22 protein-coding genes and 2 CRISPR repeat arrays are annotated in these 24,816 nt (G+C 43.8%); of the genes, 18 read left to right on the top strand and 4 right to left on the bottom strand.

Going from position 1 to position 24,816, the window contains the following annotated elements:
• Window positions 1–10: 10 nt before the first annotated feature.
• The 10 genes from KDW99_RS16080 (at window position 11) to KDW99_RS16035 (ending at window position 11,221) form a co-directional block, all read left to right on the top strand.
• Window positions 11–1,372: a CRISPR-associated endonuclease Cas3'' gene (locus KDW99_RS16080; protein WP_255826119.1), complete on the top strand. Its 1,362-nt coding sequence runs from the start codon at window positions 11–13 to the stop codon at window positions 1,370–1,372.
• Window positions 1,338–2,966 carry a DEAD/DEAH box helicase gene (locus KDW99_RS16075; RefSeq protein ID WP_255826118.1) on the top strand — a complete coding sequence of 543 codons (1,629 nt, stop codon included), beginning with the start codon at window positions 1,338–1,340 and terminating at the stop codon, window positions 2,964–2,966. Before KDW99_RS16080 ends, KDW99_RS16075 begins: the two co-directional genes overlap by 35 nt.
• A gap of 2 nt (window positions 2,967–2,968) precedes the next feature.
• Complete coding sequence (cas7fv, locus tag KDW99_RS16070) at window positions 2,969–3,925, top strand: type I-Fv CRISPR-associated protein Cas7fv (RefSeq protein ID WP_255826116.1); 957 nt, start codon at window positions 2,969–2,971, stop codon at window positions 3,923–3,925.
• 15 nt (window positions 3,926–3,940) lie between these two features.
• On the top strand, window positions 3,941–4,945 hold the full coding sequence (gene cas5fv / locus KDW99_RS16065) for a type I-Fv CRISPR-associated protein Cas5fv (RefSeq protein ID WP_255826115.1): 1,005 nt from the start codon (window positions 3,941–3,943) through the stop codon (window positions 4,943–4,945).
• 8 nt (window positions 4,946–4,953) lie between these two features.
• Window positions 4,954–5,508, top strand: a complete 555-nt coding sequence (gene cas6f / locus KDW99_RS16060; protein ID WP_255826114.1) for a type I-F CRISPR-associated endoribonuclease Cas6/Csy4 — start codon at window positions 4,954–4,956, stop codon at window positions 5,506–5,508.
• A 130-nt stretch (window positions 5,509–5,638) separates the two neighbouring features.
• Window positions 5,639–7,767: a CRISPR direct-repeat array (repeat unit 28 nt; unit sequence GTTCGCCGCCGAGCACGCGGCTTAGAAA).
• Between the two features lie 90 nt (window positions 7,768–7,857).
• Window positions 7,858–8,486: a CRISPR direct-repeat array (repeat unit 28 nt).
• Between the two features lie 34 nt (window positions 8,487–8,520).
• The gene (locus KDW99_RS16055; RefSeq protein ID WP_255826113.1) at window positions 8,521–9,138 is read left to right on the top strand and encodes a HEPN domain-containing protein; all 618 of its coding nucleotides are present in this window, start codon (window positions 8,521–8,523) and stop codon (window positions 9,136–9,138) included.
• A 130-nt stretch (window positions 9,139–9,268) separates the two neighbouring features.
• On the top strand, window positions 9,269–9,733 hold the full coding sequence (locus KDW99_RS16050; protein ID WP_255826112.1) for a DUF2778 domain-containing protein: 465 nt from the start codon (window positions 9,269–9,271) through the stop codon (window positions 9,731–9,733).
• Entirely contained in the window at window positions 9,730–10,011 is a 282-nt protein-coding gene (locus tag KDW99_RS16045; RefSeq protein WP_255826111.1) for a hypothetical protein, read from the top strand. The genes KDW99_RS16050 and KDW99_RS16045 overlap by 4 nt, the downstream gene beginning before the upstream one ends.
• A gap of 638 nt (window positions 10,012–10,649) precedes the next feature.
• Window positions 10,650–10,910: a type II toxin-antitoxin system Phd/YefM family antitoxin gene (locus tag KDW99_RS16040; protein WP_255826110.1), complete on the top strand. Its 261-nt coding sequence runs from the start codon at window positions 10,650–10,652 to the stop codon at window positions 10,908–10,910.
• Entirely contained in the window at window positions 10,910–11,221 is a 312-nt protein-coding gene (locus KDW99_RS16035; protein WP_255826109.1) for a type II toxin-antitoxin system RelE/ParE family toxin, read from the top strand. Before KDW99_RS16040 ends, KDW99_RS16035 begins: the two co-directional genes overlap by 1 nt.
• Before the next feature lie 139 nt (window positions 11,222–11,360).
• On the opposite strand, the gene KDW99_RS16030 is transcribed toward KDW99_RS16035, so the two are convergent.
• Window positions 11,361–12,059 carry a pirin family protein gene (locus KDW99_RS16030; protein WP_255826108.1) on the bottom strand — a complete coding sequence of 233 codons (699 nt, stop codon included), beginning with the start codon at window positions 12,057–12,059 and terminating at the stop codon, window positions 11,361–11,363.
• 126 nt (window positions 12,060–12,185) lie between these two features.
• Between KDW99_RS16030 and KDW99_RS16025 the strand changes: the two genes are divergently transcribed.
• The 6 genes from KDW99_RS16025 to yjfF all read left to right on the top strand — a co-directional run bounded on the left by KDW99_RS16025 (window position 12,186) and on the right by yjfF (window position 18,968).
• On the top strand, window positions 12,186–13,088 hold the full coding sequence (locus KDW99_RS16025) for a LysR substrate-binding domain-containing protein (RefSeq protein ID WP_255826107.1): 903 nt from the start codon (window positions 12,186–12,188) through the stop codon (window positions 13,086–13,088).
• A 55-nt stretch (window positions 13,089–13,143) separates the two neighbouring features.
• Entirely contained in the window at window positions 13,144–14,091 is a 948-nt protein-coding gene (locus KDW99_RS16020) for an AEC family transporter (protein ID WP_255826106.1), read from the top strand.
• Between the two features lie 219 nt (window positions 14,092–14,310).
• Window positions 14,311–15,297, top strand: a complete 987-nt coding sequence (locus tag KDW99_RS16015) for an ABC transporter substrate-binding protein (protein ID WP_304941365.1) — start codon at window positions 14,311–14,313, stop codon at window positions 15,295–15,297.
• 76 nt (window positions 15,298–15,373) lie between these two features.
• Entirely contained in the window at window positions 15,374–16,927 is a 1,554-nt protein-coding gene (locus KDW99_RS16010; protein WP_255826105.1) for a sugar ABC transporter ATP-binding protein, read from the top strand.
• Window positions 16,928–16,959: 32 nt separating this feature from the next.
• A complete protein-coding gene (locus tag KDW99_RS16005; protein ID WP_255826104.1) occupies window positions 16,960–18,003 on the top strand; it encodes an ABC transporter permease in 1,044 nt (347 codons plus the stop codon).
• Window positions 18,000–18,968, top strand: a complete 969-nt coding sequence (yjfF, locus tag KDW99_RS16000; protein WP_255826103.1) for a galactofuranose ABC transporter, permease protein YjfF — start codon at window positions 18,000–18,002, stop codon at window positions 18,966–18,968. Before KDW99_RS16005 ends, yjfF begins: the two co-directional genes overlap by 4 nt.
• 109 nt (window positions 18,969–19,077) lie before the next feature.
• On the opposite strand, the gene galU is transcribed toward yjfF, so the two are convergent.
• Entirely contained in the window at window positions 19,078–19,914 is an 837-nt protein-coding gene (gene galU / locus KDW99_RS15995) for a UTP--glucose-1-phosphate uridylyltransferase GalU (protein ID WP_110575377.1), read from the bottom strand.
• 90 nt (window positions 19,915–20,004) lie between these two features.
• On the bottom strand, window positions 20,005–20,886 hold the full coding sequence (locus KDW99_RS15990) for an ArgP/LysG family DNA-binding transcriptional regulator (RefSeq protein ID WP_255826100.1): 882 nt from the start codon (window positions 20,884–20,886) through the stop codon (window positions 20,005–20,007).
• Between the two features lie 101 nt (window positions 20,887–20,987).
• Between KDW99_RS15990 and KDW99_RS15985 the strand changes: the two genes are divergently transcribed.
• A complete protein-coding gene (locus KDW99_RS15985; protein ID WP_255826099.1) occupies window positions 20,988–21,596 on the top strand; it encodes a LysE/ArgO family amino acid transporter in 609 nt (202 codons plus the stop codon).
• A gap of 32 nt (window positions 21,597–21,628) precedes the next feature.
• Here the strand turns inward: KDW99_RS15985 and KDW99_RS15980 are convergent, their stop codons facing one another.
• A complete protein-coding gene (locus tag KDW99_RS15980) occupies window positions 21,629–22,912 on the bottom strand; it encodes an MFS transporter (RefSeq protein WP_255826098.1) in 1,284 nt (427 codons plus the stop codon).
• A gap of 491 nt (window positions 22,913–23,403) precedes the next feature.
• Here KDW99_RS15980 and KDW99_RS15975 point away from each other — a divergent pair, with 491 nt between their 5' ends.
• Complete coding sequence (locus KDW99_RS15975; RefSeq protein WP_255826097.1) at window positions 23,404–24,741, top strand: glutamine synthetase family protein; 1,338 nt, start codon at window positions 23,404–23,406, stop codon at window positions 24,739–24,741.
• Window positions 24,742–24,816 lie beyond the last annotated feature (75 nt).

Below are 24,816 nucleotides of genomic sequence, written 5' to 3'. Positions count from 1 at the left end.
ATACCGAACTATGATGGTGACCTTTGTCAGCCAGTGCGAAAAAAACTCTCTCAAAAAGACACGTCGAGTTTTAGATGCCTTTGCTAATCGCATTGGCGATAACACATGGCAAACCCTGATTACCGAGGACGGGCTACTCACTGTCAAAAAAATGCTGCGTAAAACCGCCAGTAAAAATACCGCAGTGAGTTGTCACTGGATAAGAACTCGTGCCAGAAGCGAGTTATTGTGGGTAGTGGGAAATAAAAATAAGTTTAATGAGCAGGGCATAGTGCCTGTTAATACAACTTTAAAAGAGGTTTTTATGGATACAAAACAGGCGAAACCTGTAAAAGGTATGATTTACGCCAATACACACTTACAACCCTTAAATCATCATTTATTTGCAGTGGGGTTTGTTGCACAGCAGCTGTATTTGTACTTTTACCCAGATAAAAGAAATCAAGCGAATGCTGCTTTTATTGCGGGTTGTCTGCATGATATAGGTAAGCTAGATCCTTCTTTTCAAGATTGGGTCATCAAACCAAAAAATCAAAATTACCAAGCGGAAGACGGTCAACATATTGATGACTCTAAGTTCAGCTTTGAAAAACATCCTAGGCACAATGAAATATCAGCGCTTATTTTTCAATGTATCGCTGATCAAGCTAAAGGCATTAGGCAAATAAAGCAATCTATTAAACACGCAATCTATTGGCATCATGCAAAGCCGTTTAGAACAAAAGCGAAAGACGAGTTTGATACCTACGGAAAGCTTTATAACAAACTTAAAGCAAGCATGGGAGATAACGCTTGGACGCTTATTTCTGAAAATGCTATCGCCATGTTAAATAGCGTTTGTGAACTAGATAACCACTATAAAGAGGGACAAGACAGTTTTTTGAGAAAAGCCTTTTCAAGTGATGTCGATGACGAAGTATTAAGTAATTATCAAAATACTCCATTACCAAATTATAAAGAATATGACGCAGCAGAGAATACTCAAGAGTATGAGAAGCAAATTCGGATTAACGCTAATAATAATGAAATACGAGCGTGTTTAATTACTGCAGATCGTTGGGTTTCTTCCTTATCTCCAAATGAATTATTGAGCCATATCAAAAATAAAAATTTAGATGGATTTATACAAGAACAACTAACAAATAACGTATTTTTGGAAAGTGATTTAACGACTCATATCCAAGAATGTCTCAAGCAATTCCCTAATAGTGAACGAACCATAAAACAGTCATCGGTTGCAGAAAAGTTGGCTGAAGTCACAGGTAGGGTGAAAGTTCTAGCAGGTGCTGCGGGTTGTGGAAAAAGTAAAATAGCGCTGGAGTGGGCTGGCCTCAGCAATGCCCAGCAAATTATTTGGGTATGCATGCCCTAGGGTTCAAATTTGCCAAGGTATGTTTGCTGAATTAAAAGCGTCTGATGAGCCTTATCTACGTGATGCAACCGTGGAATTATTTACGGGTGAATTCAAATGCACTGATAGTTTTGAAAATGTAACCCCAGAAGGTCAGTATCTGACAGGTGATGTTGTGATCACCACGATTGATCAGTTATTAAGTAGCGTTATTAGTCACACCAAAGCTGATCGTCTCTTGAATTACCTTAGTGCTCATGTTGTGTTCGATGAATATCATGAATACATTAATATGCCTGCTTTTAATCTACTGTTTGCTGAGCTTATCGCTTCACGAAATCAATTACAGAATGGCTGTAATGCGTTGTTAGTGTCCGCTACGCCGAATTATTTTTACCTTAAAAACATACTTAATCTTAATGTCGATGATGGTGACGTGATTGAAATGCCATCTTTCAATGACAAAAAATATCAGTTTGATTTTGTTGTGTACGATGAGTCGATAGAAGATTCTTCAAACCCACTCTATAAAACCCAAGATGGAACGACATTTGTTATCAGTAACACAGCGACCACCGCACAAAAAAGTTTCATCACTAATTTAGCGGATGAAAATGCCATTCTGCTCCATTCTAAATACAAAAAAAGCGATAAAAAATATCTATTCGATAAGGTATTTGAGTCTTTCAAGCGTGAAGGTAGCAACGCTTTTGAACTTCTTAGAAGTGGGCCAATTGTACAAGCTTCGCTTAACATCAGCTGTGACTACATGGTATCGGAAATAACGACAGCCGAGAATTGCCTACAAAGAATGGGAAGGCTTGATAGGTTTGGTCAAAATGATGAAATCAACCGTTATACCATTGCTGTGCCAGAAACTATCCATATAGGGAAACGTACTGGCTCAGTGGCTAGATTCCTCTCAAGCACTAATGAATTGGCCTCAGCAAAAGCGTGGTATGCATTGTTGTTGGAAAAAACAGATAGCGGAAGTAAGGTACAAACCATTCCTGATGTTTATGAACTCTACAAAGACTTCTATCAGCAACCATCTGCCATCAAGTTTATTGAGCAAGATATGGTCGCAGCAATGAAGAAAAGCATCACCCTTATTACTGCCAAAATCAGCGAACCTCAAACCATGATTACTCGCAAAAAACAGCCAGTGCAGCGAGCAAAAATTAGCAATAACTCACTTCGTGGCGATAGTCGATTTGTGCAAATGGCACTTTGCAATCTTGATAATAAAGACGCTCCAAAATTTATTGAAGGTTACGCCTATGATATTTCAACAGATGAAAGTGATGCTGTTGATAACCTAACAGCGTCATGTGATTTGATACAAGGGTATGGTGACAGCAATAATAATTTGCTGAGTTATATGATGAAAAAGCATCACAATATTATGGGCGATAAGAAAGCTTATAAAGACTTTATTCTTCTTAATGACGCGAAAGACCCAGAATTTCCTATTTATCTGAGTTATACGGAAAACGATTTACTACCTATTGGTGGTGTCTCTCAACGGCATAATTCAGCTATTTACTATGGTATATGTGAAAAGCAGGCTGTAGGTGCAATCTCAATAAAAAACTTAACTCATAAAAAGGACTAATCATGAAAAAAGTAACAGGTATTAAAAGCGTCGATTTTAAAATTACAGCACTTGGTCATGGCGTGGTGAATTGGAATGGACCTACATCGTTAATGGGAGAATCAGGAACCACCGTAGATAATCATACTTTGCCAAAATTGCGTGGATATACGAATTTATCAGGGAAAATAAAAGAAGAAACGGGTTATAAATATCGTAAAGAAGCTACAGATATTGATTTTAAGAAAACGCCTTTGTATATCAGTCAAAACTGTATTCGTCATCACCTGTTTCGATCACAAGCGTTTGACGTGCATTATGCCAATAAAACAAAAACTGATGATTTAACTTGTATGCTTGCATCTGTGACAGGATTAATTCGTGGTTACGTTGTTCCATCAAGTCAAAATAAACGTACAAGCCCTTTGTTGATTGAAGACTTTGTCGATCAGCTAGGGAATGGAAACTTTGAGCAATTTGGTCAAGCTGGTGAACGTGATAGCTCATCTTTCTTCTCAAAAACAACTTTTGGGGATACGCAATATATAGCTTATGGCTCTATCAGTATCGAACAATTACAGTTTATTTCTTTAGATAAGAAGTTTGATAGAGAATCGATGGGTATTAAAGCGGGACAAGGTGAGGGTGTTGCTAAAGCCGTGCAAGACTTCATTCAATCACTTAATTCAGATTTAAAGCCAGAAGCTGTATTTCATGAAAACTATGTACGCAGCGGAACGATTTTTGAAGAAGGCGAAGTGGGGGTTTTATTGAATCAAGATGCTATTCAAGCACTAATTGACTACACCATAGAATTAATTAAAGACTTGTCAATTCGTCAAGCAAAGTCATACATGTATGTGGATGATGTGCTAGTGGATTATAACGACAGCAATAAGATGATGCGCATAAAACGCGATGAAAGCAGTATAGCTGTTGAACCTGAAAATGAATTCGCTAGCTATTTTTATCAAAAATAAAGCGAGGAGCTAATGATGAAAATAGAAATTAAATATGAATCTAGCTGGCGCAATTCTTTTCTAGAAGGCTCTAATAACGAACCCTTGCCTAAGGAAGGTAGGAAGTTCATCGGTTCAATGACGAGCCTCAAAAAGAGCGAAAACTATATTCTTCGAGGTATTACCCATAACACAGTAATGGGTATTTTGAATCGACTGATTGGTGATCAAAGGAAGCTTTACCAAGCTAGACAGCAAGAGTCTTATTATTTTCAAAATCTTGAGCCTCTTATCCGCTTTGATGACAAGCCCAGTTATGTAAATCAAGAAATGACATACATAAGAAATATTTCAGGTAGTGAGGATCAAAATTCATATACAGGAATGATCCAAGTAGATGCCCCCATTTTTTGTTCTGATTACTCAGAACAGCTATGGGGCGTTCTAGATTTGGATGTTGATGAGCTGTGTGACTTCGTTCTTAATGGAAAAAAAGTAACCAAGACCATCGCCCATAATCCTTTAGTGATTATTGCTAAACTTGAAGAGTTATTTTCGTTAAAGCCTGTTTTGAATGAAAATAGGGTGAATGAGACTTTCCAGTATTTGAAACAAAAATTTGACAAATTCAATGGGCTTAATCGTAACGATGAAGTGTTATTAATTAGTCTTTATTGTTCAGCGTTGTATTTGCAGCTTGAAAGGCTTTCTAAGTATTTTGATGTGTCATCAGCAAAAACGAAAGCAGGAGGGCTAAGTGGTATTTCTAACAACGGCTTTACTAAGAAAGACTTTATGGCTCGTTATACATCCGGAGAAAAAAAGAAAATTTGGGGTAACCCTTATATTCGCAAAGAACGAATAAAAGGAATAGGTGAAGTAACCTCTTTAATGGAAAAGGCAGGAGGGACACTCAATATTGAACTTGAAATTGATCGTGAAACTGCGAAAGACTTATATGAAAAAATAGAAAATGCTGGCGTGTCTAGTTTTTACCTAGGCAAAAAAGGTTTGGCTTATGTCTCAGATATCAGACTTTAGGAGAATGTATGGGTTCGTATATTGATATTCGTATTAGGCCAGATGCCGAAATGCGAGAAAATGTTCTATTAAATAAGGTATATACCAAGCTCCATAAAGCATTCTTCGATCTGCAATCTCTAGATATAGGCGTCAGTTTTCCTGAAACGAAAGTCATGCTAGGTACTTTAATTAGAGTACATTCAAGTCAAGCAAGATTAGAGGAATTAATGGCGCTTTCATGGTTAGGTGGACTATCTGGTTATTGTGTATGCAGTGATATAAAAATGGTTCCTGAACATGCTTTACACAGGCGTGTTTCACGGTGGCGTCCTAATATGAGTCAATCACACCTTAGACGATTAATAAAACGAGGTTCAATTTCAGAACATGAAATGAAAGCTTATAAAGCCAAAATGTTTGCTGAGCAGATGACCACTTTACCTTATCTTGAATTGGAAAGTGCTTCGAATGGAAAGCATCATCGACGTTATATCCAAATGACAAATACTCAAGATAATTCATTGGTTGGTGATTTTGACTATTTTGGCTTAAGTAAAACAGCAACAATTCCTTGGTTTTAACCAATAAAAATTGCTCTTTAAAAATATCTTTTAAAAACAGCAAGTTACAATATGCAGAAAAAACATAGGTAAAAACGCTTATTTTGACCTAACTGCATGTTGTAACTTATTTTTTTGCGAATAAACTATAGTTCGCCGCCGAGCACGCGGCTTAGAAAATATTGTATATGGTTCGTTTATTGCGACCTCGGTTCGCCGCCGAGCACGCGGCTTAGAAATGCTTGGACTTCTTCTTTGATCGTTTCCACATGTTCGCCGCCGAGCACGCGGCTTAGAAAACTCATAATCCGTACCCAAAACTGCTGCCTTGGTTCGCCGCCGAGCACGCGGCTTAGAAAGGACGTCTGTCGTAGCCCTTTAACGCGGCGTTGTTCGCCGCCGAGCACGCGGCTTAGAAAGTTTAGCCGCAGCATTTAGATACTGTAGAGTCGTTCGCCGCCGAGCACGCGGCTTAGAAATCGTTATCTATCATGACATCAAGGCGCTTGACGTTCGCCGCCGAGCACGCGGCTTAGAAATAATACGATTTAAGCGAGCCCATGCCGTGATAGTTCGCCGCCGAGCACGCGGCTTAGAAAAGTCGTTCATCAGATTCATGTCAGACTGATGTGTTCGCCGCCGAGCACGCGGCTTAGAAAAAATGGCCGAGAAACCACGGCGGCGGATATTCGTTCGCCGCCGAGCACGCGGCTTAGAAAACTTGATTGAAGTGTCTTTTAGTATGGAAATTGTTCGCCGCCGAGCACGCGGCTTAGAAATGTCTTCACTCGCTGCCCAAGTCTCAGGCAACGTTCGCCGCCGAGCACGCGGCTTAGAAATGTTAGCCGCTTCCTGCGAAACTCTAATCATTGTTCGCCGCCGAGCACGCGGCTTAGAAATGTTTTTGCACTTGGTTCGCACTTGGTTTGCGGTTCGCCGCCGAGCACGCGGCTTAGAAATTTCTTGCTTGTTGATACGCTACAAATAGCATGTTCGCCGCCGAGCACGCGGCTTAGAAAGCACTCTTTTAATAAAGCATCAGCCTTTGCGCGTTCGCCGCCGAGCACGCGGCTTAGAAATGCGAAACTCTAATCATTAAAGACGGTTTTTTGTTCGCCGCCGAGCACGCGGCTTAGAAATGACGTATTCCAGATTTTGAACGCTGCTTTTGTGTTCGCCGCCGAGCACGCGGCTTAGAAAATAGAGAACCGCGTCGCGCCTTGGATCGGTTTGTTCGCCGCCGAGCACGCGGCTTAGAAAATAGAGAACCGCGTCGCGCCTTGGATCGGTTTGTTCGCCGCCGAGCACGCGGCTTAGAAATAAAATTGCTCAAGCCATCGCGGAAGGTTTGAGTTCGCCGCCGAGCACGCGGCTTAGAAAGATAGAGTGGTTGATGGCTGATAATACGACTAGTTCGCCGCCGAGCACGCGGCTTAGAAAACCCATGTCTCTAACGTGTAATCCACATTGCTGTTCGCCGCCGAGCACGCGGCTTAGAAAGTTTCCCCTGTCTTTTCCGTGTCACTATCAATGTTCGCCGCCGAGCACGCGGCTTAGAAAATTAGACCCATCGCCCATATCGAGGTGCAAGGGTTCGCCGCCGAGCACGCGGCTTAGAAATACAAAGCGGAAGCCATTGTGAAGCTAGAAGCGTTCGCCGCCGAGCACGCGGCTTAGAAAAACATAGAGCAATTAGGGCAAGCACTATCCTTGTTCGCCGCCGAGCACGCGGCTTAGAAATGTATCTATATAAGCGTCTCCCATTATCCAATGTTCGCCGCCGAGCACGCGGCTTAGAAATTTCATGGATGTAGCTAGTTCGTTTACTCGATGTTCGCCGCCGAGCACGCGGCTTAGAAATTCTCCTTTTTCGGTACGGATAGAATACCAAAGTTCGCCGCCGAGCACGCGGCTTAGAAAAGTAGGACACTATCACGATAGTAAAGACGTGGGTTCGCCGCCGAGCACGCGGCTTAGAAATATAACAACTCAAGCAACCAAGTATAAAACCTGTTCGCCGCCGAGCACGCGGCTTAGAAATGTCCCTGTAATTTGATTAATTAATTCTAAATGTTCGCCGCCGAGCACGCGGCTTAGAAACATCATGCGGCACTAACCAAGCAAACGGTGTTGTTCGCCGCCGAGCACGCGGCTTAGAAAGGAAATCGGCTAACTATGTCGGACGTGCTAATGTTCGCCGCCGAGCACGCGGCTTAGAAAATTATTTACCACCTTTCGCAATTGAAGCAATTGTTCGCCGCCGAGCACGCGGCTTAGAAATTCATCATACTGGGATCTATCGGAATCTGGGCGTTCGCCGCGAGCACGCGGCTTAGAAAATCCAAGCATCCGACTTCAAGTTCTTTCTGCCGTTCGCCGCAGAGCACGCGGCTTAGAAAAGCTAAGGCAGGCACGCAGATAGAGCTTATCTCTTCACCGCCGAACAGGCGGCTTAGAAAACAATCAATGCGGACGTTGCGCTGAAAGCAGGCTTCACCGCCGAACAGGCGGCTTAGAAACTGTGTCGCGTTCGTACCAAACTGAAGCGCGTCTTCACCGCCGAACAGGCGGCTTAGAAAAATAATGGTTCTTCACAAAATGGGCATTCACCCTTCACCGCCGAATAGGCGGCTTAGAAAGATAATTCTTATCATCTTTTGGGAGAATCCAGCTTCACCGCCGAATAGGCGGCTTAGAAATTGTCGAATACTTGTACTAATCGGGCAGCATACTTCACCGCCGAATAGGCGGCTTAGAAAGCAACATGGCGCATCGCGACAGATGCTGCGATCTTCACCGCCGAACAGTCGGCTTAGAAAAAAGTGAAAATTAAAAAAACACGAAAAGTCAACTTCACCGCCGAACAGGCGGCTTAGAAAATTAGCGCCCAGTCTCCAAGCACGGGGAAATTCTTCACCGCCGAACAGGTGGCTTAGAAAGACTGCAAGACTGTTTCGTTTACGACAAATGGCTTCACCGCCGAACACGCGGCTTAGAAAAAACGCAGTATGGAATGCGGTGGATGATCGAGTGATGCGCAAGGTAGCCTCTCCGTTAGGCTTGATCTTGCATACATGGGATGAAGTGTGTGGCTCTTTGAGTCAGAGTGCGTATTTCTTTAAAGACCTTCGCGAGCAAGGCATCGAGCTGTACTCCTATGATCTAAGGGGATTACCCGCGCCGGGGCGATTATTGGCTGAAGAGCAGCTAAAAGTAGCGAGTGATTACTTTTTGCGTGGATTTGAAAATGCATTTGGATTTTTTAGGCAAATGAAATATGCCATGAATGACAAAATGCTACGTCATGCGGCATTCGAACTGCATCAAGCCACGGAACACTTCTTTTCCTGTGTGCTGCTGGTGCATACCAATTACTTACCCCGAACTCATAATATTCTGCAATTGCGTTCTCTCTGCGTGCAGATTGATCCTGCCTTTGCCACCATCTTCCCGAAAAATTGCAAACGCCCACGTCGTGAGACTCAGCGCCTTAAACGTGCCTACGTCGAAGCCCGCTACTCCATGCACTACGAAATCACCGAAGAAGAATTGGACTGGCTGAGCTCCGAAGTGGAAAAACTCCAAGCCCTCACCAAACAATCTTGCGAGGCCGAACTAGAGCAACTAAAACAAGCGTCAGGCGCTGAGTAAGGGCGGTGCACGTTAGGCTAAGTCTGCTTGATCTACACTTTTTTGCTTATTATTTGCGATATGTTATCAATGCAAATTTATCTCACAGCGTATACTGAATGATCACAGTTAAACGGACTTAAGACGAAAGGTGCTAAATTTCTCTTTTAAACTCAATAATGAGCCAATGAGTTCTCTGGTTGTAACAGAGTCTCGAAAAGCCTTCCCTGCCTTTTCTGGTTTAGAAACAAATGTTAATAAGCTTGTCGCGGCGTGTGTGCCCAGTTTAGGCCCAATTCCACCGGGAACGTATTACATAGTAGATCGAGAATCAGGAGGCCGCCTCGGGTGGCTTTATGACTTGATTGCTCAAAAGGATGATTGGTTTGCTCTTTATGCCGAGGATGACAACATTGATGACGAGACCTTTTGTGAAGCGGTTAAGCGTGGGCAGTTTCGTTTACATCCCAAAGTAGGGAGGGGGATTAGTAAGGGGTGTATCACCATTGATAAACAGAGTGATTTTAACCTTATTCGCTCCATGCTTTTGGATACAACCTTAGAACAAATTCCTGAAACAGATATGAAAACCTACGGCACAGTGATTGTTTCATGAGAAAAGTCAGCTTGTTTTTGGTTTGGATTGTCTGCGCAACGTTGCTATACGCGTTCTTTTGGTCGAGAAACCTCGACTACTTCCCTGAATTCCCCGAATGGGTAGGGAGATTGATCAGAGAAATGCTACCTGTCGATACGGTGGTTGAAGACATAACAGTTTATTATCTGCTGATCCTGTCTTTTCTTATCGTGTTGGTGATTTCTTTATTAGTTGTGGCGTGGTTTAAACTGGTGAAATCGAATTCCAGCATGAAGAAATCATCGAAGAATAACTAACTGCCTTGAAAAGTCAGTAGGGTATTTCCCTTTTGTTGGAAGTTGAACCAACTTTATGATTTATAAAGGCTTTCGGTAGAATGGCAAAGTTCTCATTCTCTAAAATTAAAGTTTTTATAAATCAATAAGTTAGCATCATTTTAAAAACCAAAAACCAAAAACCAAAAACCAAAAACCAAAAACCAAAAACCAAAAACCAAAAACCAAAAACCAAAAACCAAAAACCAGCAAAAATGTTGGTGGTTTTTTTGCAAGGAAATTTCCTTTATAAAACATTCGTCTACACTAAGACGTTCCCCACACACGTGGGGATTAACCGTCTTACCCGCTTTCTACGTTTCTTGTTCCATTGCGTTCCCCGAGCACGCGGCTTAGAAATTTTTAAACTTATCGAATTCGATGGGTTTAAAGTTTTCTATCGAACAGGTGTCTTAGAAATAATAGGCTTTCGCTTGGATAAACCCGTGGAATTCGACGGGTTTGAGTTGAGTTATATTAGACCGCTGTGGCAGATTACGGTCGTTCCTCCCTCATGCTGCTCTACGGTTTTGTTTGTGTTGATAAGGGATGGTTTTTGCAGTTGTTGGATGATTTGATTATATTGTACGAATCGAACGATTTATTTTTTGGAGTGAGTGATGAATACAATTTCTGCTAATGAGGCCAAAACGCATTTTGGTGATTTATTGCTAAATGCTCAAAAGTCTCCTGTTCAAATCAGTAAGAATGGTAAGCCTGTTGCTGTTGTTATTTCCGTTGATGAGTATGAAAGTATAGAAGCGATGAAATTGTATTTATTACAAAATAAAGCCGCTCAAGCCATGAAAGATATATCAAAGAGGGATCTGGTTGCTGGTGAGGCGTTTTTCAATGAGCTTGAAGAAGGGCTTTATGATTAATGTCTGCCATTTATTATTTAACACCTGACGCAAAGTCAGACTTAGTTGGAGTTCATCGTTTTACGTTAGCAAACTGGGGAGAGACTCAGTCGAAACAGTATTTGTCTGGGATTAGGCAAACGATTAGATTACTTGCCGAAGCGCCTTCTCTTGGTAAGAGTCGGTCGGAAGTTCGAGAAAATGTTTTCAGTTTTCCCTACGGTAGCCACGTTATTTATTATATTGAAGATAAAAATTACATTGTTGTCTTTGCCGTCTTGCATAAAAGTATGGTGCCGTTTATACATCTTAGTGATAGAAAACTCCTCTAAAATCCCCTCCGTTTTATTGGTGGTTGGCAGATTACGGTTGTGCCTTCCTCATGCTGCCCTACGGTTTTTTATTATCAAACAAAAAAAGCGAACATATTGCTATGTTCGCTTTAAGGATTTTATGGTTTGAGTTTGGTGGTTACACCAAGTCAAAAAGCAGTGCTTTAACGCGTTGCTCGCTTAGTCTTTCAAAGTTAATTGCTGACACGTCTTCAATTTTCGCGCCGTCGCCGGGATGTACTGTGATGCCATCGCCTAGGGACAGTTCGCCTTCGATGACATGCACATAGTAATGGCGCTTGCTGTCGGCTTGCCATATGGCTTTTTGTTGATCCTCAAGGATCAATTGGATCAGTTGCATGTCTTGTTTCACTTGCAAGGTGCCATTTGCGCCATCTGGTGTGATGACGGTGGTGAAGCCTTGTGCTTGGCTAAATTCTTTTTGTTGGTAGCCCGGTTGTCCGCCTAGTTGATTTGGTTGAATCCAAATTTGTAGGAATTTCAGCATGTCTGTTTTAGAGGCGTTGAATTCACTGTGGTAAACGCCTTTGCCTGCGGACATGAGTTGGTATTCACCTGCCGGTAATTCTTTTACGTTGCCTGCGCTGTCTTTGTGGGCGATGGTTCCTTCTAATACTAGGCTTAGTATTTCCATGTCTTTGTGACCATGAGTTTCAAAGCCCGCGCCTGGGGTGACGGAGTCATCATTGATGACGCGTAGGTCTGAAAAGCCCATATGTTGAGGGTCGTAGTAGCTACCAAAAGAAAACGTATGATGGCTGTCTAGCCAACCAAAGTTAGCGTGTCCACGGTCTTGTGCGTTGCGAATAGTAATCATGGCTTGTCTCCTTAATGGGCTGTTGCCCTGTTTGACTGTATGGGGTGAGTGTAGGCGTCGAAGAAAAGAAAGAAAATCGGAAGGTTTTGAGCTAGTATTTCAAAAAATTTGAATAAAGGTTGAGCTATGGCCTATGCGGTGACTTTGGAAGCATTACGGGTGTTGGAAGCAATTCATCAGTTGGGCAGTTTTGCCGCCGCGGCGGATGCTCTGTTTAAAGTGCCGTCCGCTTTGACTTACACAGTTAAAAAGTTGGAAGACGATTTGGGTGTGTCCTTGTTTGATCGCTCACGACAAAAAGCCGTATTAACCCCAGCGGGTCACCTAGTGCTGGAGCAAGGTCGAACAATTTTAGAAGCGGCCATGCGTTTAGAAGATTCAATTAAGCAGTTCGAGTCAGGGTGGGAGCCGAAGCTGAGAATCGCAAGGGATACGGCGTTGTTAGAGTCGCCTTTGATGTCGGTGGTGGGAGATTTCTTATCGCAGAATCGCCCAGTGGAATTGACCTTGTCGGAAGAGGCGGTTGGTGGCGGTTGGGATGCTCTGCAAGATGATAGGGCGGATTTAGTCATTGGCGCGACGGGTGAGTTGCCCAAGGGGCATGTTCATATTAGAGCCATTGGTGAGATAGAGTTTGTCTTTGCTGTATCGCCAACGCATCCGTTGGCGATGACCGATGGGATGATTACTGCGGCGCAATTACGCCAATATCCTTCTATTGTTGTGGCGGATAGTTCAAAAATTTTGCCCGCGCGTAGCAGTGGGGTTTTTGAAAGTCGTCAGGTGCTTAGGGTCGATACCATGCGCAGTAAAATTCAAGCGCAATGTTTGGGCTTGGGCGTGGGGTATTTGCCGAAACATCGTATTGCTGATGAGTTAAGTTCTGGGCGATTGGTGCTACGCCAATGTGAGTTGCCAAGACCAAATCAGATGGCGTATTTGGCATGGCGCAAAGATGATCCTGGGCGAGGATTGTCTTGGTTTGTTGAGCAGTTGGCATTACAAGACTGGCAACTGCTTTCTGTCTGAGTTATCGCCATCTAAAAAGTTTCTACTTTAGACTTTAGGTTTATTAGGGGTATTTGTGTTTTCTCTCTCTCTTTCGGTGTTGCCTGTATTTTTGTTATTGATGGCGGGGGCGGTGTGCCAGCGTTGGCGTTTTCCGATGGAAGGCTTTTGGTCTGGCGTTGATAAGTTTACTTATTGGGTGCTGTTTCCTGCTTTGTTGTTTAGTAAAACGTCACAGATCGATTTCAGTAATCCCATGCTGCCAAAATATGCGTTTATTTTGTTGTTTGCTTTGTTTGTGACGGCGGTTTTTGTGTTTGTCAGTACCTGGTTAATGAAGGTGGTTGCTCCGACGGCTTCGTCTATGTTGCAAGCGGGCGTGAGGTTTAACACTTTTGTTATGTTGGCTTTAGCGGGCAGTTTGTACGGCAATGAGGGTTTGGTGTTGGCGGCGTTGGGCGCTTCTGTGCTGATTCCTTCTATTAATGTATTTTTGGTGGTGTCTATGACCTTGATGCATGGGCCGTCTTCGGCTAATAGTTCGTCAGCCAATTCCTTGCCCCGTTTGTTAAGTGGCGCTTTGATTCGCAACCCTTTGATCGTGTCAATTGTGCTAGGTAGCAGTTTTAATTTGTTAGGTTTAACACCGATTGTTCTGGTTTCCGATGTACTGAGTATGTTATCGCAGGCGGCGTTACCCTTGGTGTTGTTGGCCGTCGGTGCGAGTGTGCGTTTAGAGGCTATACGCTCTGTCGGGATGACTTTTGCGATGTCTTCGGTTGCACGTTTTGTGGTGTTTCCTTTGGTGATTGGTTTGATGTGCTGGTGGCTGGACGTTCGAGGTTTGCCAGCGTTAGTCGCTGTGTTGTTTGGTGTGGTACCCACGGCAACATCGGCGTACGCCTTGGCCCGTCAGTTGGGCGGAGATGCTGATAGGATGTCAGCTTATATTACGATGCAGACTTTATTGTCTGTGGTGACTTTGCCTGTGAGCATTTGGTTAAGTCAGTTATATTTGATGTGATGTAAAGATCTATTTAATGGCTGAAAAATACCATATGGTGAATAAAAAAGTCATGTTAGGGTGTTTTTGCATATCAATATTGATATGGTTTTCGCTGTAACTTGCATTTGAAAGGTTAGAAGGGGGGATATATTGTGAATTGTAGGGTGTTGGTTTATCTGTAAATACAGGTAGATGATGCTCAGTACTGATCACAACAAAAACAAAAAGGAATCTAGTATGAAATCTCTCTCTATTCGCCCATCGTTGCCATGGCTGGGTGCATTTAAACGCAAAGCTGTGTTAACTACTTTCTCTGTATTACTTCCTGTGTTGTCCGCTTCGGCGATGGCAGCAGACCTCACAATAGGCTTTTCGCAAATTGGTTCGGAAAGTGGCTGGCGAACGTCTGAAACCGAATCCATTAAAGCCGAGGCAGAACGCCGTGGTTATGACCTAAAATTCTCTGATGCTCAACAAAAGCAAGAAAACCAAATCAAAGCTGTGCGTTCGTTTATCGCGCAAGGCGTTGATGGCATTTTGCTGGCTCCTGTGGTGGAAACCGGTTGGGATCAAGTATTGAAAGAAGCGCAGCGCGCTAAAATCCCGGTTGTTCTAATTGACCGTGGTGTGGCGGCAGATCCCAGCATGTATCTAACGAAAGTCGCTTCTGATTTCAAAGAGGAAGGCGCGTTGGCGGCATCTTGGTTGGCGGCGAAAACCAATGGCCGTTGTAATATCGTCGAGTTGCAAGGTTCCGTTGGTTCTTCTGCAGCGATCGACCGTAAGACTGGTTTTGATGCGGTGATTGGCAATTTCCCTAATATGACGATTACTCGCTCTCAGTCGGGTTCTTTTACTCGCGCAGGCGGTAAAGAAGTCATGGAAAGTTTCTTAAAAGCAGAAGGCGGCGCGAAGAATATCTGTGCTTTGTTTGCTCATAATGATGACATGGCATTGGGCGCTATCCTCGCGATGAAAGAAGCGGGCGTTAAACCAACCAAAGACATTTTGGTTGTGTCTATCGATGCGGTGCCAGATATCTTTAAAGCCATGGCTGACGGTGAAGCGAATGCAACTATCGAGTTGAATCCTCATCTTGGTGGCCCAGCATTTGATGCCATTCTAGCGTCTCAGGATGGTAAAAAAGTCGACAAGTGGATCAAAGCAAACGGTCCTTTGTACCTACCTGATACAGCGGCTGCGGAATACGCGAAGCGTAAATAATAGAGCGACACGCCTAGGAGCAAGGCGCTTCTAGGTGTGGATTATTGTTTTATGCTAGCGAAACGGAGACAGCGGTATGTCGCAATTAGCTAATGAAACCTTGATAGCCAAAGAAACGGTCGAAGCGGCGCAGAGCGCAGTTCGTCCCTTGCTCGAAATCAAACACCTATCTAAATCTTTTACCGGCGTTCAAGCCCTGAATGATGTGTCTTTACAGATCCAACAGGGGGAGATTCGCGCCTTGCTGGGTGAAAATGGTGCCGGTAAATCCACTCTGATAAAAGTACTGACGGGCGTTTATCCGCGTGACAGCGGTGAGATTCTATTAGATGGCAGCTTGATCAGTGCCTCTGATAGCGGTCATGCACAGCGCTTAGGGATAAGCACGGTTTATCAAGAAGTGAACCTTATTCCTACCATGTCTGTAATGGAAAACCTGACGTTACAGCATCAAGAAAAAACCTTTGGCCTGATTAGCTGGAAGAAAGCGGAAATTCGCGCTAGAGAATTATTGGCGCAAGTGGGTTTAGACATAGATCCATTGCGTCAGCTAGATACCTATTCGATTGCGATTCAGCAACTCGTCGCGATTGCTCGTGCGTTAAGTACTCAAGCCAAAATGCTGATCTTAGATGAGCCGACGGCCAGTTTAGACAGTGACGAGATCAAACAGTTGTTTGACCTAATGGCACGGCTGAAATCTGAAGGCTTGGGTATTATTTTCGTAACGCACTTCTTGGATCAGGTTTACAGCATTACCGATAGTATTACCGTATTGCGTAATGGTGAGTGCATTGGCACCTTCAAAACTGCGGAGCTGTCTCGTTCCGATTTGGTCAGTCACATGGTAGGGAAATCTTTGGAGGACCTTGCGCCAACCGCTCACGATCATTCTATTAAACGCGAACGTACGGAGCTGCTACAGCTGAACAATGTCGGCAAACAGCGTTATCTTCAGCCGTTGGATTTGAATATCGCCGCAGGGGAAATTGTTGGTGTGGCGGGCTTGTTGGGCTCAGGTCGAACGGAATTGTGTGAGTTGGCCTATGGTTCGGTGAAACCGGATCAAGGGGAAGTGACGTTAAGTAATCATTCACTGACGAAATCGTCTCTGCGTCGAGCTATTCAGGTTGGTATGGGGTATTGCCCAGAAGATCGTAAGCAAGATGGCATTGTGGCGGAGTTGAGTGTCAGAGAAAACATGATCCTTGCGTTGCAGGCGAGCAAAGGTTGGTGGTCGCCAATTTCTATGGCTGAGCAACAAAAGCTAGTAGAAGAAATGATTCAGCGCTTGGCAATAAAAACACCTGATATGGACAAACCCATTGGCGAGTTAAGCGGTGGTAATCAGCAAAAGGTTATCCTTGCTCGTTGGTTGATTACGCATCCTGCCTTGCTGATATTAGACGAGCCAACACGGGGTATTGATATCGGCGCTCACCACGAAATTATCCAGATCATTAAAGAGCTATGTGAGCAGGGCATGGGCTTGTTAGTCGCGTCTTCTGAGCTAGAAGAGTTGGTCATGTTTGCCCATCGCGTGGTGGTAATGAAAGACCATCATAAAGTCTCGGAGCTTCATGGGGATGAGGTTTCAGAGCAAGCGATATTGCGCACCATTGCTAGCTAGTCATTTTTTAAGTATTCAAAGTAGCTGTTCCTATGAAAAAGAATAACTTTCTGCATAAACATCAAAAAACGCTTGCGCCTTTGTTGTCCCTTGTATTGATCATTTTGATTACAGCATCGGTGACACCTGGGTTTTTGAGCATTCGAATGGTTGATGGGCACCTGTTTGGTAGCTTATTGGATATCCTTCATCGTGCAACGCCAACGGCCTTGGTGGCTCTGGGTATGGCAGTCGTCATTGGTACTCGCGGTATTGATTTGTCAGTCGGTGCGGTTATTGCCATTTCAGGTGCGGTGACGGCTGTATTGACGGTCAACACTGATTGGCCGGTAGGATTGGTGATTTTATGCGCTTTAGGCACTGGCATGCTGTGCGGTTTGTGGAATGGCATTTTGGTGTCGGGGTTTAATATTCAGCCGATTGTTGCCACCTTGATTTTGATGGTGGCAGGGCGTGGTATCGCGCAGATGATCACCGAAGGGCAAATCGTCACCTTCCATTCTGATGTATTGGATGCCATTGGCAATGGATATTTCTTGGCATTTCCTATTCGCGTGTGGATTGCGATAGGCATGATTGTCTTAACCGTTTTGGTGATGCGTAAAACCGCGCTAGGTTTGTTTATTGAAGCGGTTGGAGCCAACGTGCGAGCCAGTCGTTTGGTTGGTATTGAAGCGCGCTTGTTGGTGTTGTCTGCTTATGTTTTCTCAGGTCTTTGTGCTGCCATGAGCGGCATTATCCTTGCGGCCGATATTCGCGGAGCCGATGCCAATAATGCAGGTTTATGGCTAGAACTGGATGCAATTTTAGCCGTGGTGTTAGCCGGTGCTTCGTTAGCGGGTGGGCGTATTTATTTGCTGCTGACGATTGTTGGCGTGTTAATTATTCAAACTTTAACCACAGCGATTCTGACCAGTGGATTGCCTGTTCAATATAATTTGGTAGTAAAAGCGACCATTATTCTTGCCGTGTTGCTGGTTCAATCACCAAAGACTCGTCAATGGATATCTGATTTTTTCACGAAAAAGAAGCGTGCAGCCAATAGTCGTACTGGTAAAGGGAGCATAAAACCATGATTAATGAACGTAATTTGCCGATATTGGCAACGCTATTGGTTTTTATCCTTTTGTATGGTTTTGGCATGTATGAGTACAAGGGTTTTCGTGACACCTTAGTATTCTCAAACTTATTGACGGATAACGCGTTTTTGATCATCACTGCGATAGGCATGACCTTTGTCATTCTGTCTGGTGGTATTGATTTATCGGTCGGGTCGATGATCGCGTTTATCGGTGTTTTGATGGCTTATCTGATTACCAATACTGGCATACATCCTTTGTTTGCTATTGGTATCGCTTTGATTGTGGGTGTGGCTTTTGGCGCGATAATGGGGGTTATTATTGCGTTCTTCGAGATTCAGGCGTTTATCGTCACTTTAGCTGGGATGTTTTTGTTTCGAGGCTTGGCGTATTTGATCAACCTAGACGCGGTGCCGATTGATCACCCGTTTATTACTGGCTTGTACGATATTTATGTACCTTTGCCAGGACGTGGTGGTTTGACCTTTATTGCCATGGCTATGTTGGTGTTGCTGGCGCTGGGAATTTTGATTGCCCGTAGAACACGTTTCGGTATGAGCGTGTATGCGCTGGGTGGAGACAGTCATTCGGCAGCCTTGCTGGGCGTGCCAGTGAAAAAGACCATTATTAAAATCTATGCCTTGAGCGGATTTTATAGCGCTATGTCTGGGGTAATCTTTGCGATATATACAGGCTCGGCTTATCCACTTGCAGCGGTTGGGGTCGAGTTAGATGCTATCGCTGCGGTGGTGATTGGCGGTACCTTGTTAACGGGCGGGGTGGGTTATGTGTTTGGTACTTTCTTGGGTGGAATGATTCAAGGCATTATTCAAACTTTGATTACTTTTGATGGTTCGTTAAATAGCTGGTGGACCAAATTGGCTGTGGGTGGCTTGTTGTTGTTCTTTATCTTGCTACAAAAAGGCATCGTGTATTGGGTGAAAAAACGCTCGGCGACCTAGGGTTTTACTCTCAGTTTGCTCGTGTCATCAGACGCAAAAAAAAGCCAGTACATTTTATGTACAGGCTTTTTTTTGATCTATTTTGGTGCATTTTAATGCTTTGGCAAGGCTACGCTTCTGTAGGGTCTTGGTAAATGTTTTTGTAGCAGTAGTTGGTTGCTTCTACAAATCCGTCAACGCTACCACAGTCAAAACGTTTGCCTTTGAATTTATACGCCAATACACAGCCTTCTTGCGCTTGTTGCAAGATAGCATCAGTGATTTGTACTTCACCGTTACGACCCGCTGGCGTACTACGGATTTTGTCAAAAATATCGGGTGTTAGGATGTAACGGCCGATAATAGCAAGGTTTGATGGCGCGTCTTCTTTTGCCGGTTTTTCCACCATGTCGGTAACACGGTATAGGCCGTCCATCATGGATTCGCCTTTGATAACGCCGTATTTGTGCACTTCGTCTTCTGGTACTTCTTCAATCGCAACGATAGTGCAACGGAATTGGTTATACAGTTTAACCATTTGTGCCATTACACCATCATCTTCACCGAAGCAAAGGTCATCTGCTAGTACCACACCAAAGGCTTCATCGCCAATAAGTGGTTCACCCGTTAGGATGGCATGGCCTAGACCTAACATGTTGTTTTGACGAGTAAAAGAGAAGTTCACGTTGTCGATCAGGTGGCGTATGCCATCTAGGTATTTTTCTTTGTTGGTACCAGCAATTTGATGCTCTAGCTCATAACTGATGTCGAAATGGTCGGCAATGGCACGTTTACCACGACCCGTTACGAAGGTGACATTGTCCAAGCCCGCTTTGACCGCTTCTTCTACGCCGTACTGAACCAAAGGCTTGTTTACAATAGGTAGCATTTCTTTGGGCATGGATTTAGTGGCAGGCAAAAAACGGGTGCCATAACCAGCAACAGGGAATAGACATTTGCGAATCATAAATTTTCCTTAAAAAATGGCGTTAATCTTTGTTTAATGGCTGGCTAAAATTATACCGCATAGCCAGCTTGTTTCGTTTCTGTGGTGACTCTATGTTAAAGCATCTTGTGTGACACTTTTTATCACCTTAGTTAATCGATCTAATACAGGTGAGTTGAGTTTGTACCAATGCCAATAAAGAGGCAAGGCTAGGCGCTTGTTTGGCAGTAAGGATACCAGTTTCTTGCTTTTTATTTTCTGTTTGATTTGAATACTAGGAATTAAAGCACAGACTGTGCCACCCATTACAAGTTCAACAAAGCCATGGGAAGAGGGGTACCAATGACTGTGACTAATATCGGTTTCAACTTGTAGGCATTCCTTCTGATATCGCGCCCAAAGTTCATCATGTTCGTCGTAAATCAAAGACGGCGATTTTAAAACGGCTTCGGCGCTGAGGTCTCCTTTCAGGTGTTCTTCTATAAAACTGGGTGTGGCGACCAGTTCGTAATGCATGTTGCCGAGAAAGATAGAATCCCCACCCGCTACAGGCGTACCTATTTGGCTGACACAAGCTACCACTTCGCCCGTTTGTAATAGAGCGCGAGTGTTGGCTTGGTCGGCGGCTTTAATATGTAACTTGGTGAAGTCTGTTGCAGAGAATTGTCTGACCACGTCGGTAAACCAAGTCGCGAGTACATCGTTGTTGACCGCAATGCTTATCGGTTGTGTAGCTTGATTGCCTTGGATTGCTTCTTGTAGTCCCTCTTCGAGCATGGCGACTTTGTTGAAATGCGCTAGTAGTTGCTCGCCAAGTGGTGTGGCAACCACAGGTCTGGCACGAATCAGTAGAGGGCGGCCGCAGACTTGTTCTAAGCGTTTGATATTTTGTGACACCGCAGATTGTGTCAGGTGAAGATATTCTGCTGCTTTGTCAAAACTTTGGAACTTCAAAACAGCGTGAAGTGAGGATAGTGCTTTATAATCCATCATAAATTTATCTAATATAACTTTAGTTTAATTAATTTTAATTTAATGGTTGCCTTACGTAAGATCAAGCTTCTTTAAAGAACACTGAGATATTGGAGAAGGTTGTGTTGGCATTTGTGAGTGGCGCGATTACTGGTGGCGGTTTGATTGTCGCCGTTGGGGCACAGAATAGTTTTTTATTGGAGCAGGCATTAAAGCGACATTACGCCTTTCCGATTGCCTTGCTGTTTATATTAAGTGATGCTATCTCCATTGCGCTTGGGGCATTTGGTTTAGGCTTGATCTTGCAAAGTCATGACTGGCTGTTGTCGGTATCTCGTTGGGCTGGCGTGGCTTTCTTGGTGTGGTTTGCCTTGGGTAAATGGCGGGCGTCGTTTCAAGAAGAACATTTAATTTTAGAGCAATACAGTAAGCGTTTAGCCTTGTGGCCGCTGGTGATGATGGGGTTTGCGGTGACGTGGCTTAATCCGCATTTTTACTTAGATACCATGATTTTGATGGGCAGTCTGGCGAACCAGTGGCAGGGCGCAAAGTGGGAGTTTGTTTTCGGTGGTGTGTGCGCGTCTGTGTTGTGGTTTTTGTCTTTGGCTCTGGTGGGAAAGCTTTGTGCAAAATGCTTAGAAAAAGCGGCTTTTTGGCGTTGGTTTAATCGTGTTAATGCTATCTTGATTTGGAGTATTGCGCTTAAAATCGCCACACAACCCTTGTCTTAATAGAGCAAGGGCTGTGTGGTAATTTTGAAATGCTAAAGTTTGATTTCCACCTCGTGGCTTTTTTCTTCCACTGGAGTAGAGGAGTCAGCTTCGACAAGCATTTCTGCGGTTGCTACAGAAGATACTGTAAGCGCCACTGGAATTTGATCCCCTTGCTCTTCGATAATCATGGCTGGCTGATGCTTGATTCGGTACACAGCAAACAGTGCTACGGTTATATTGAGTCCAGCAACAAACCAAAATAACGCTTCAATACGAAGTGTATCCATCAATGCTGCCGCGGCTAGAGGCCCTAACATACCCCCAATACCATTTAGCAATATCATACCGCTACTGGCAGAAAGAATTTGTTCTGGGCGAAGTTGGTCATTCATGTGAGAGGAAGCGAGCGAGTACATTGGGAAGGTAAATGCACCGACTGCAAACATGCCAATCATCATCAATATTTGGTTATTCATTGTGCCTCCTAGTGGCACAATGAATGCGGCCAGCGCCCCAACAACGCCAACCCAGAGTATGGTAACACGACGATCTTGACGGTCAGATAGTTTACCAATTGGCCATTGCAGCAACATCCCACCAACGTAACTGGCACCGATAAAGAATGAAATCTCGGCAATGTTCATACCGATACTTTTTGCATAGAGAGCGCCCAGACCTAATAAAGCCCCAGAGGTTGCCCCAGCAATGGTGACACCGGTTACACCAAGTGGTGCCGTTTTAATTAACCCTAGAATATTGAGTTTTTCCGGCACGTTAATAGTGGGTGATGGTGTACGCACTAATAATAGAGGAACGACTGCCAAGGAAATTAGTACGGACGTTAAAATAAACAGGCCATAACCACTAGGCGAGGACAAGTTCAATAAGAACTGACTGATGGTTTGGCTTGCCCATATTTCTATTATATAAATCGAGAATAAACGGCCACGAGTTTTGTTTGTCGCAATGTCGTTTAACCAGCTTTCGGTAACAATAAAGAGACCTGCGTAACACAAGCCCGTCCCCATTCGCATCAGCATCCAGAACCAAGGATTAACCACAACGGATTGCATCAAAATGGTGATAGAAGCCAAAGATGCTACTGCGGCAAACACTCGAATATGGCCCACGTTCTTGACCCAGCTTGGCACTAAAAGAGAACCAAGAATAAAGCCAAGATAGTAGGCTGACATGATCAAACCTGTCGCCGTCGTATTGAACTCCTCTATAGAGGCTCGAATACCGATCAGTGAGCTTTGCAAGGCGCTTGCCATGGTGAGAACGGCAATACCTATGAGCAGACTCCAGATGGGAAACAGGGTTTGCTTTAACATTTAGTGTCCTTTTGGGTTCTCTAATGATTAAACATAAAAATCATCATGATCTGGTTGATCATTATTTCGGCTGACTATACGGATTGAGCCCCTGATTGCAATGATCAGCAAGTGGTGAATTCGTATTTTTAACATCAGAACATATCATAGACCATAAATTATGACGTTACGGGTGATTAGAAGTAATCCCCTCAGGAAATAAGGTGTTTTTTTAGGGGATACAGTGTTTCATTATTCGACTCAGTTAGTTTTAAAACATGCACAAAAAGTGCCTGATTTATAACTTCGCTCAAGAGGTGTATTCGTATTTTTGATGCTTAATTAGAGGTCGGTTTTATTTTGTTGCATATGGTAAAAGCAGTTGCTTTAGTGGATTAACTAAAATATGTTCAAAGCCAAACTAAGATTAAGTTTAGTAAACAACGAAACAGTGTCCACAATAGGCATTTTTAGCTGTTTTCATTAAGGAATCTGTTAGTACAAGGTGGGTTATGACAGAGTTTGAAGCTTTTTTGAAAGAACATTCAATTACGGAAGTTGAGTCAACGTTGGCTGATATGACGGGCAATGCTCGAGGCAAGTTTTATCCAACGTATAAATTCTTGGCAGAGTTGTTCGGACGTATCCCAGAAACCATTCTTGTGCAAAGTGTCACTGGTGATTGGGCTGACAATCATTACGAGCTGGTGGACGCAAGCGATCGAGATATGGAGCTTCATCCTGACCCGAATACTTTCCGTTTAGTGCCTTGGGCAGATGAGCCGACGGCGCAAATCATTAATGATTGTTACGATAAAAGCGGCCAACTGCATCCGTTGTCGAGCCGAACAATCTTACGAAATATTCTTGCTCTGTATGCAAAAGAAGGCATCACGCCGGTGATTGCTCCAGAAGTGGAATTCTATCTGATCGACCCAAATACCGATCCAGATTATGAGTTAAAGCCAGCTGTAGGGCGTTCGGGTAAACGGGAAACCTCACGTCGTTCCTATAGTATTGACGCGGTAAATGAGTTTAATCCAGTGATTGATACGCTTTACAGCTATTGTGAAGCGCAAGGCTTGGACGTGGATACCTTGATTCATGAATCTGGCGCGGCACAGATGGAGATCAACTTTATTCATGGCGATCCATTAGACTTAGCCGATCAGGTGTTTGTTTTTAAGCGTACTTTACGCGAAGCTGCCATGAAACACGGTATGTATGCGACCTTTATGGCTAAACCAATGCAGCATGAGCCGGGCAGTGCCATGCATATTCACCAAAGTTTGGTGGACAGTAAAACGGGCAAAAATTTGTTTGATGATAACGGCAGCCCAAGTGAACTGTTTTATAACTATTTGGGCGGACTACAAAAATACACGCCTAATGCGATTAGCTTTTTTGCGCCAAACGTTAACTCTTATCGTCGTTTCTCACCAGACATGGCGGCACCAATAAATATGCAGTGGGGCTTTGATAATCGTACTGCTGGTTTGCGTATTCCGTTCTCCGTACCAGAAGCTACGCGGATTGAAAACCGTTTCCCAGGAGCTGATTGTAATCCCTACTTGGGTATCGCTGCGACACTGGCCTGTGGCTATCTCGGTATTAAAGAGAAGCTGCACCCTACAGCCCCTGTGGAAGGGAAAAAGCCACCTTCGGAAGAGGTTGAAATAGCTCGGACTCTTGAAGAAGGTTTGCGTCTCTTGGAAGAATGCCAACCGCTTTGTGACATCATGGGCGAACATTTTGTGAAAGCTTATATGGGCGTAAAACGCAGCGAATTTGAAACCTTTAACCGTGTAATCAGTTCGTGGGAGCGAGAGCACTTACTGTTGAATGTTTGATGGATCTAGTGGAATAACAGAGTCAAAATAAAAATGGCCAGATGTTCTTATCTGGCCATTTTTTTATCTGCGTTT

It is taken from the genome of Marinomonas rhizomae, from assembly GCF_024397855.1.
Lineage (GTDB): Bacteria > Pseudomonadota > Gammaproteobacteria > Pseudomonadales > Marinomonadaceae > Marinomonas > Marinomonas rhizomae_A.
Note: the sequence above shows the minus strand (reverse complement) of the source record. Positions and strands in the feature narration are given on the sequence as shown.

What these genes read in the sequence shown, in the direction of transcription:
- KDW99_RS16040 (WP_255826110.1), top strand. Translation starts at nt 10,650, where the DNA reads ATGAATACAATTTCTGCTAATGAGGCCAAAACGCATTTTGGTGATTTA.
- KDW99_RS16025 (WP_255826107.1), top strand. Translation starts at nt 12,186, where the DNA reads ATGGCCTATGCGGTGACTTTGGAAGCATTACGGGTGTTGGAAGCAATT.
- KDW99_RS16035 (WP_255826109.1), top strand. Translation starts at nt 10,910, where the DNA reads ATGTCTGCCATTTATTATTTAACACCTGACGCAAAGTCAGACTTAGTT.
- cas7fv (WP_255826116.1), top strand. Translation starts at nt 2,969, where the DNA reads ATGAAAAAAGTAACAGGTATTAAAAGCGTCGATTTTAAAATTACAGCA.
- yjfF (WP_255826103.1), top strand. Translation starts at nt 18,000, where the DNA reads ATGATTAATGAACGTAATTTGCCGATATTGGCAACGCTATTGGTTTTT.
- KDW99_RS15975 (WP_255826097.1), top strand. Translation starts at nt 23,404, where the DNA reads ATGACAGAGTTTGAAGCTTTTTTGAAAGAACATTCAATTACGGAAGTT.
- KDW99_RS16045 (WP_255826111.1), top strand. Translation starts at nt 9,730, where the DNA reads ATGAGAAAAGTCAGCTTGTTTTTGGTTTGGATTGTCTGCGCAACGTTG.
- KDW99_RS16075 (WP_255826118.1), top strand. Translation starts at nt 1,338, where the DNA reads ATGCCCAGCAAATTATTTGGGTATGCATGCCCTAGGGTTCAAATTTGC.
- KDW99_RS16005 (WP_255826104.1), top strand. Translation starts at nt 16,960, where the DNA reads ATGAAAAAGAATAACTTTCTGCATAAACATCAAAAAACGCTTGCGCCT.
- KDW99_RS16055 (WP_255826113.1), top strand. Translation starts at nt 8,521, where the DNA reads ATGCGCAAGGTAGCCTCTCCGTTAGGCTTGATCTTGCATACATGGGAT.
- galU (WP_110575377.1), bottom strand. Translation starts at nt 19,914, where the DNA reads ATGATTCGCAAATGTCTATTCCCTGTTGCTGGTTATGGCACCCGTTTT.
- KDW99_RS16010 (WP_255826105.1), top strand. Translation starts at nt 15,374, where the DNA reads ATGTCGCAATTAGCTAATGAAACCTTGATAGCCAAAGAAACGGTCGAA.
- cas6f (WP_255826114.1), top strand. Translation starts at nt 4,954, where the DNA reads ATGGGTTCGTATATTGATATTCGTATTAGGCCAGATGCCGAAATGCGA.
- KDW99_RS15990 (WP_255826100.1), bottom strand. Translation starts at nt 20,886, where the DNA reads ATGATGGATTATAAAGCACTATCCTCACTTCACGCTGTTTTGAAGTTC.
- cas5fv (WP_255826115.1), top strand. Translation starts at nt 3,941, where the DNA reads ATGAAAATAGAAATTAAATATGAATCTAGCTGGCGCAATTCTTTTCTA.
- KDW99_RS16080 (WP_255826119.1), top strand. Translation starts at nt 11, where the DNA reads ATGATGGTGACCTTTGTCAGCCAGTGCGAAAAAAACTCTCTCAAAAAG.
- KDW99_RS16015 (WP_304941365.1), top strand. Translation starts at nt 14,311, where the DNA reads ATGAAATCTCTCTCTATTCGCCCATCGTTGCCATGGCTGGGTGCATTT.
- KDW99_RS16030 (WP_255826108.1), bottom strand. Translation starts at nt 12,059, where the DNA reads ATGATTACTATTCGCAACGCACAAGACCGTGGACACGCTAACTTTGGT.
- KDW99_RS15980 (WP_255826098.1), bottom strand. Translation starts at nt 22,912, where the DNA reads ATGTTAAAGCAAACCCTGTTTCCCATCTGGAGTCTGCTCATAGGTATT.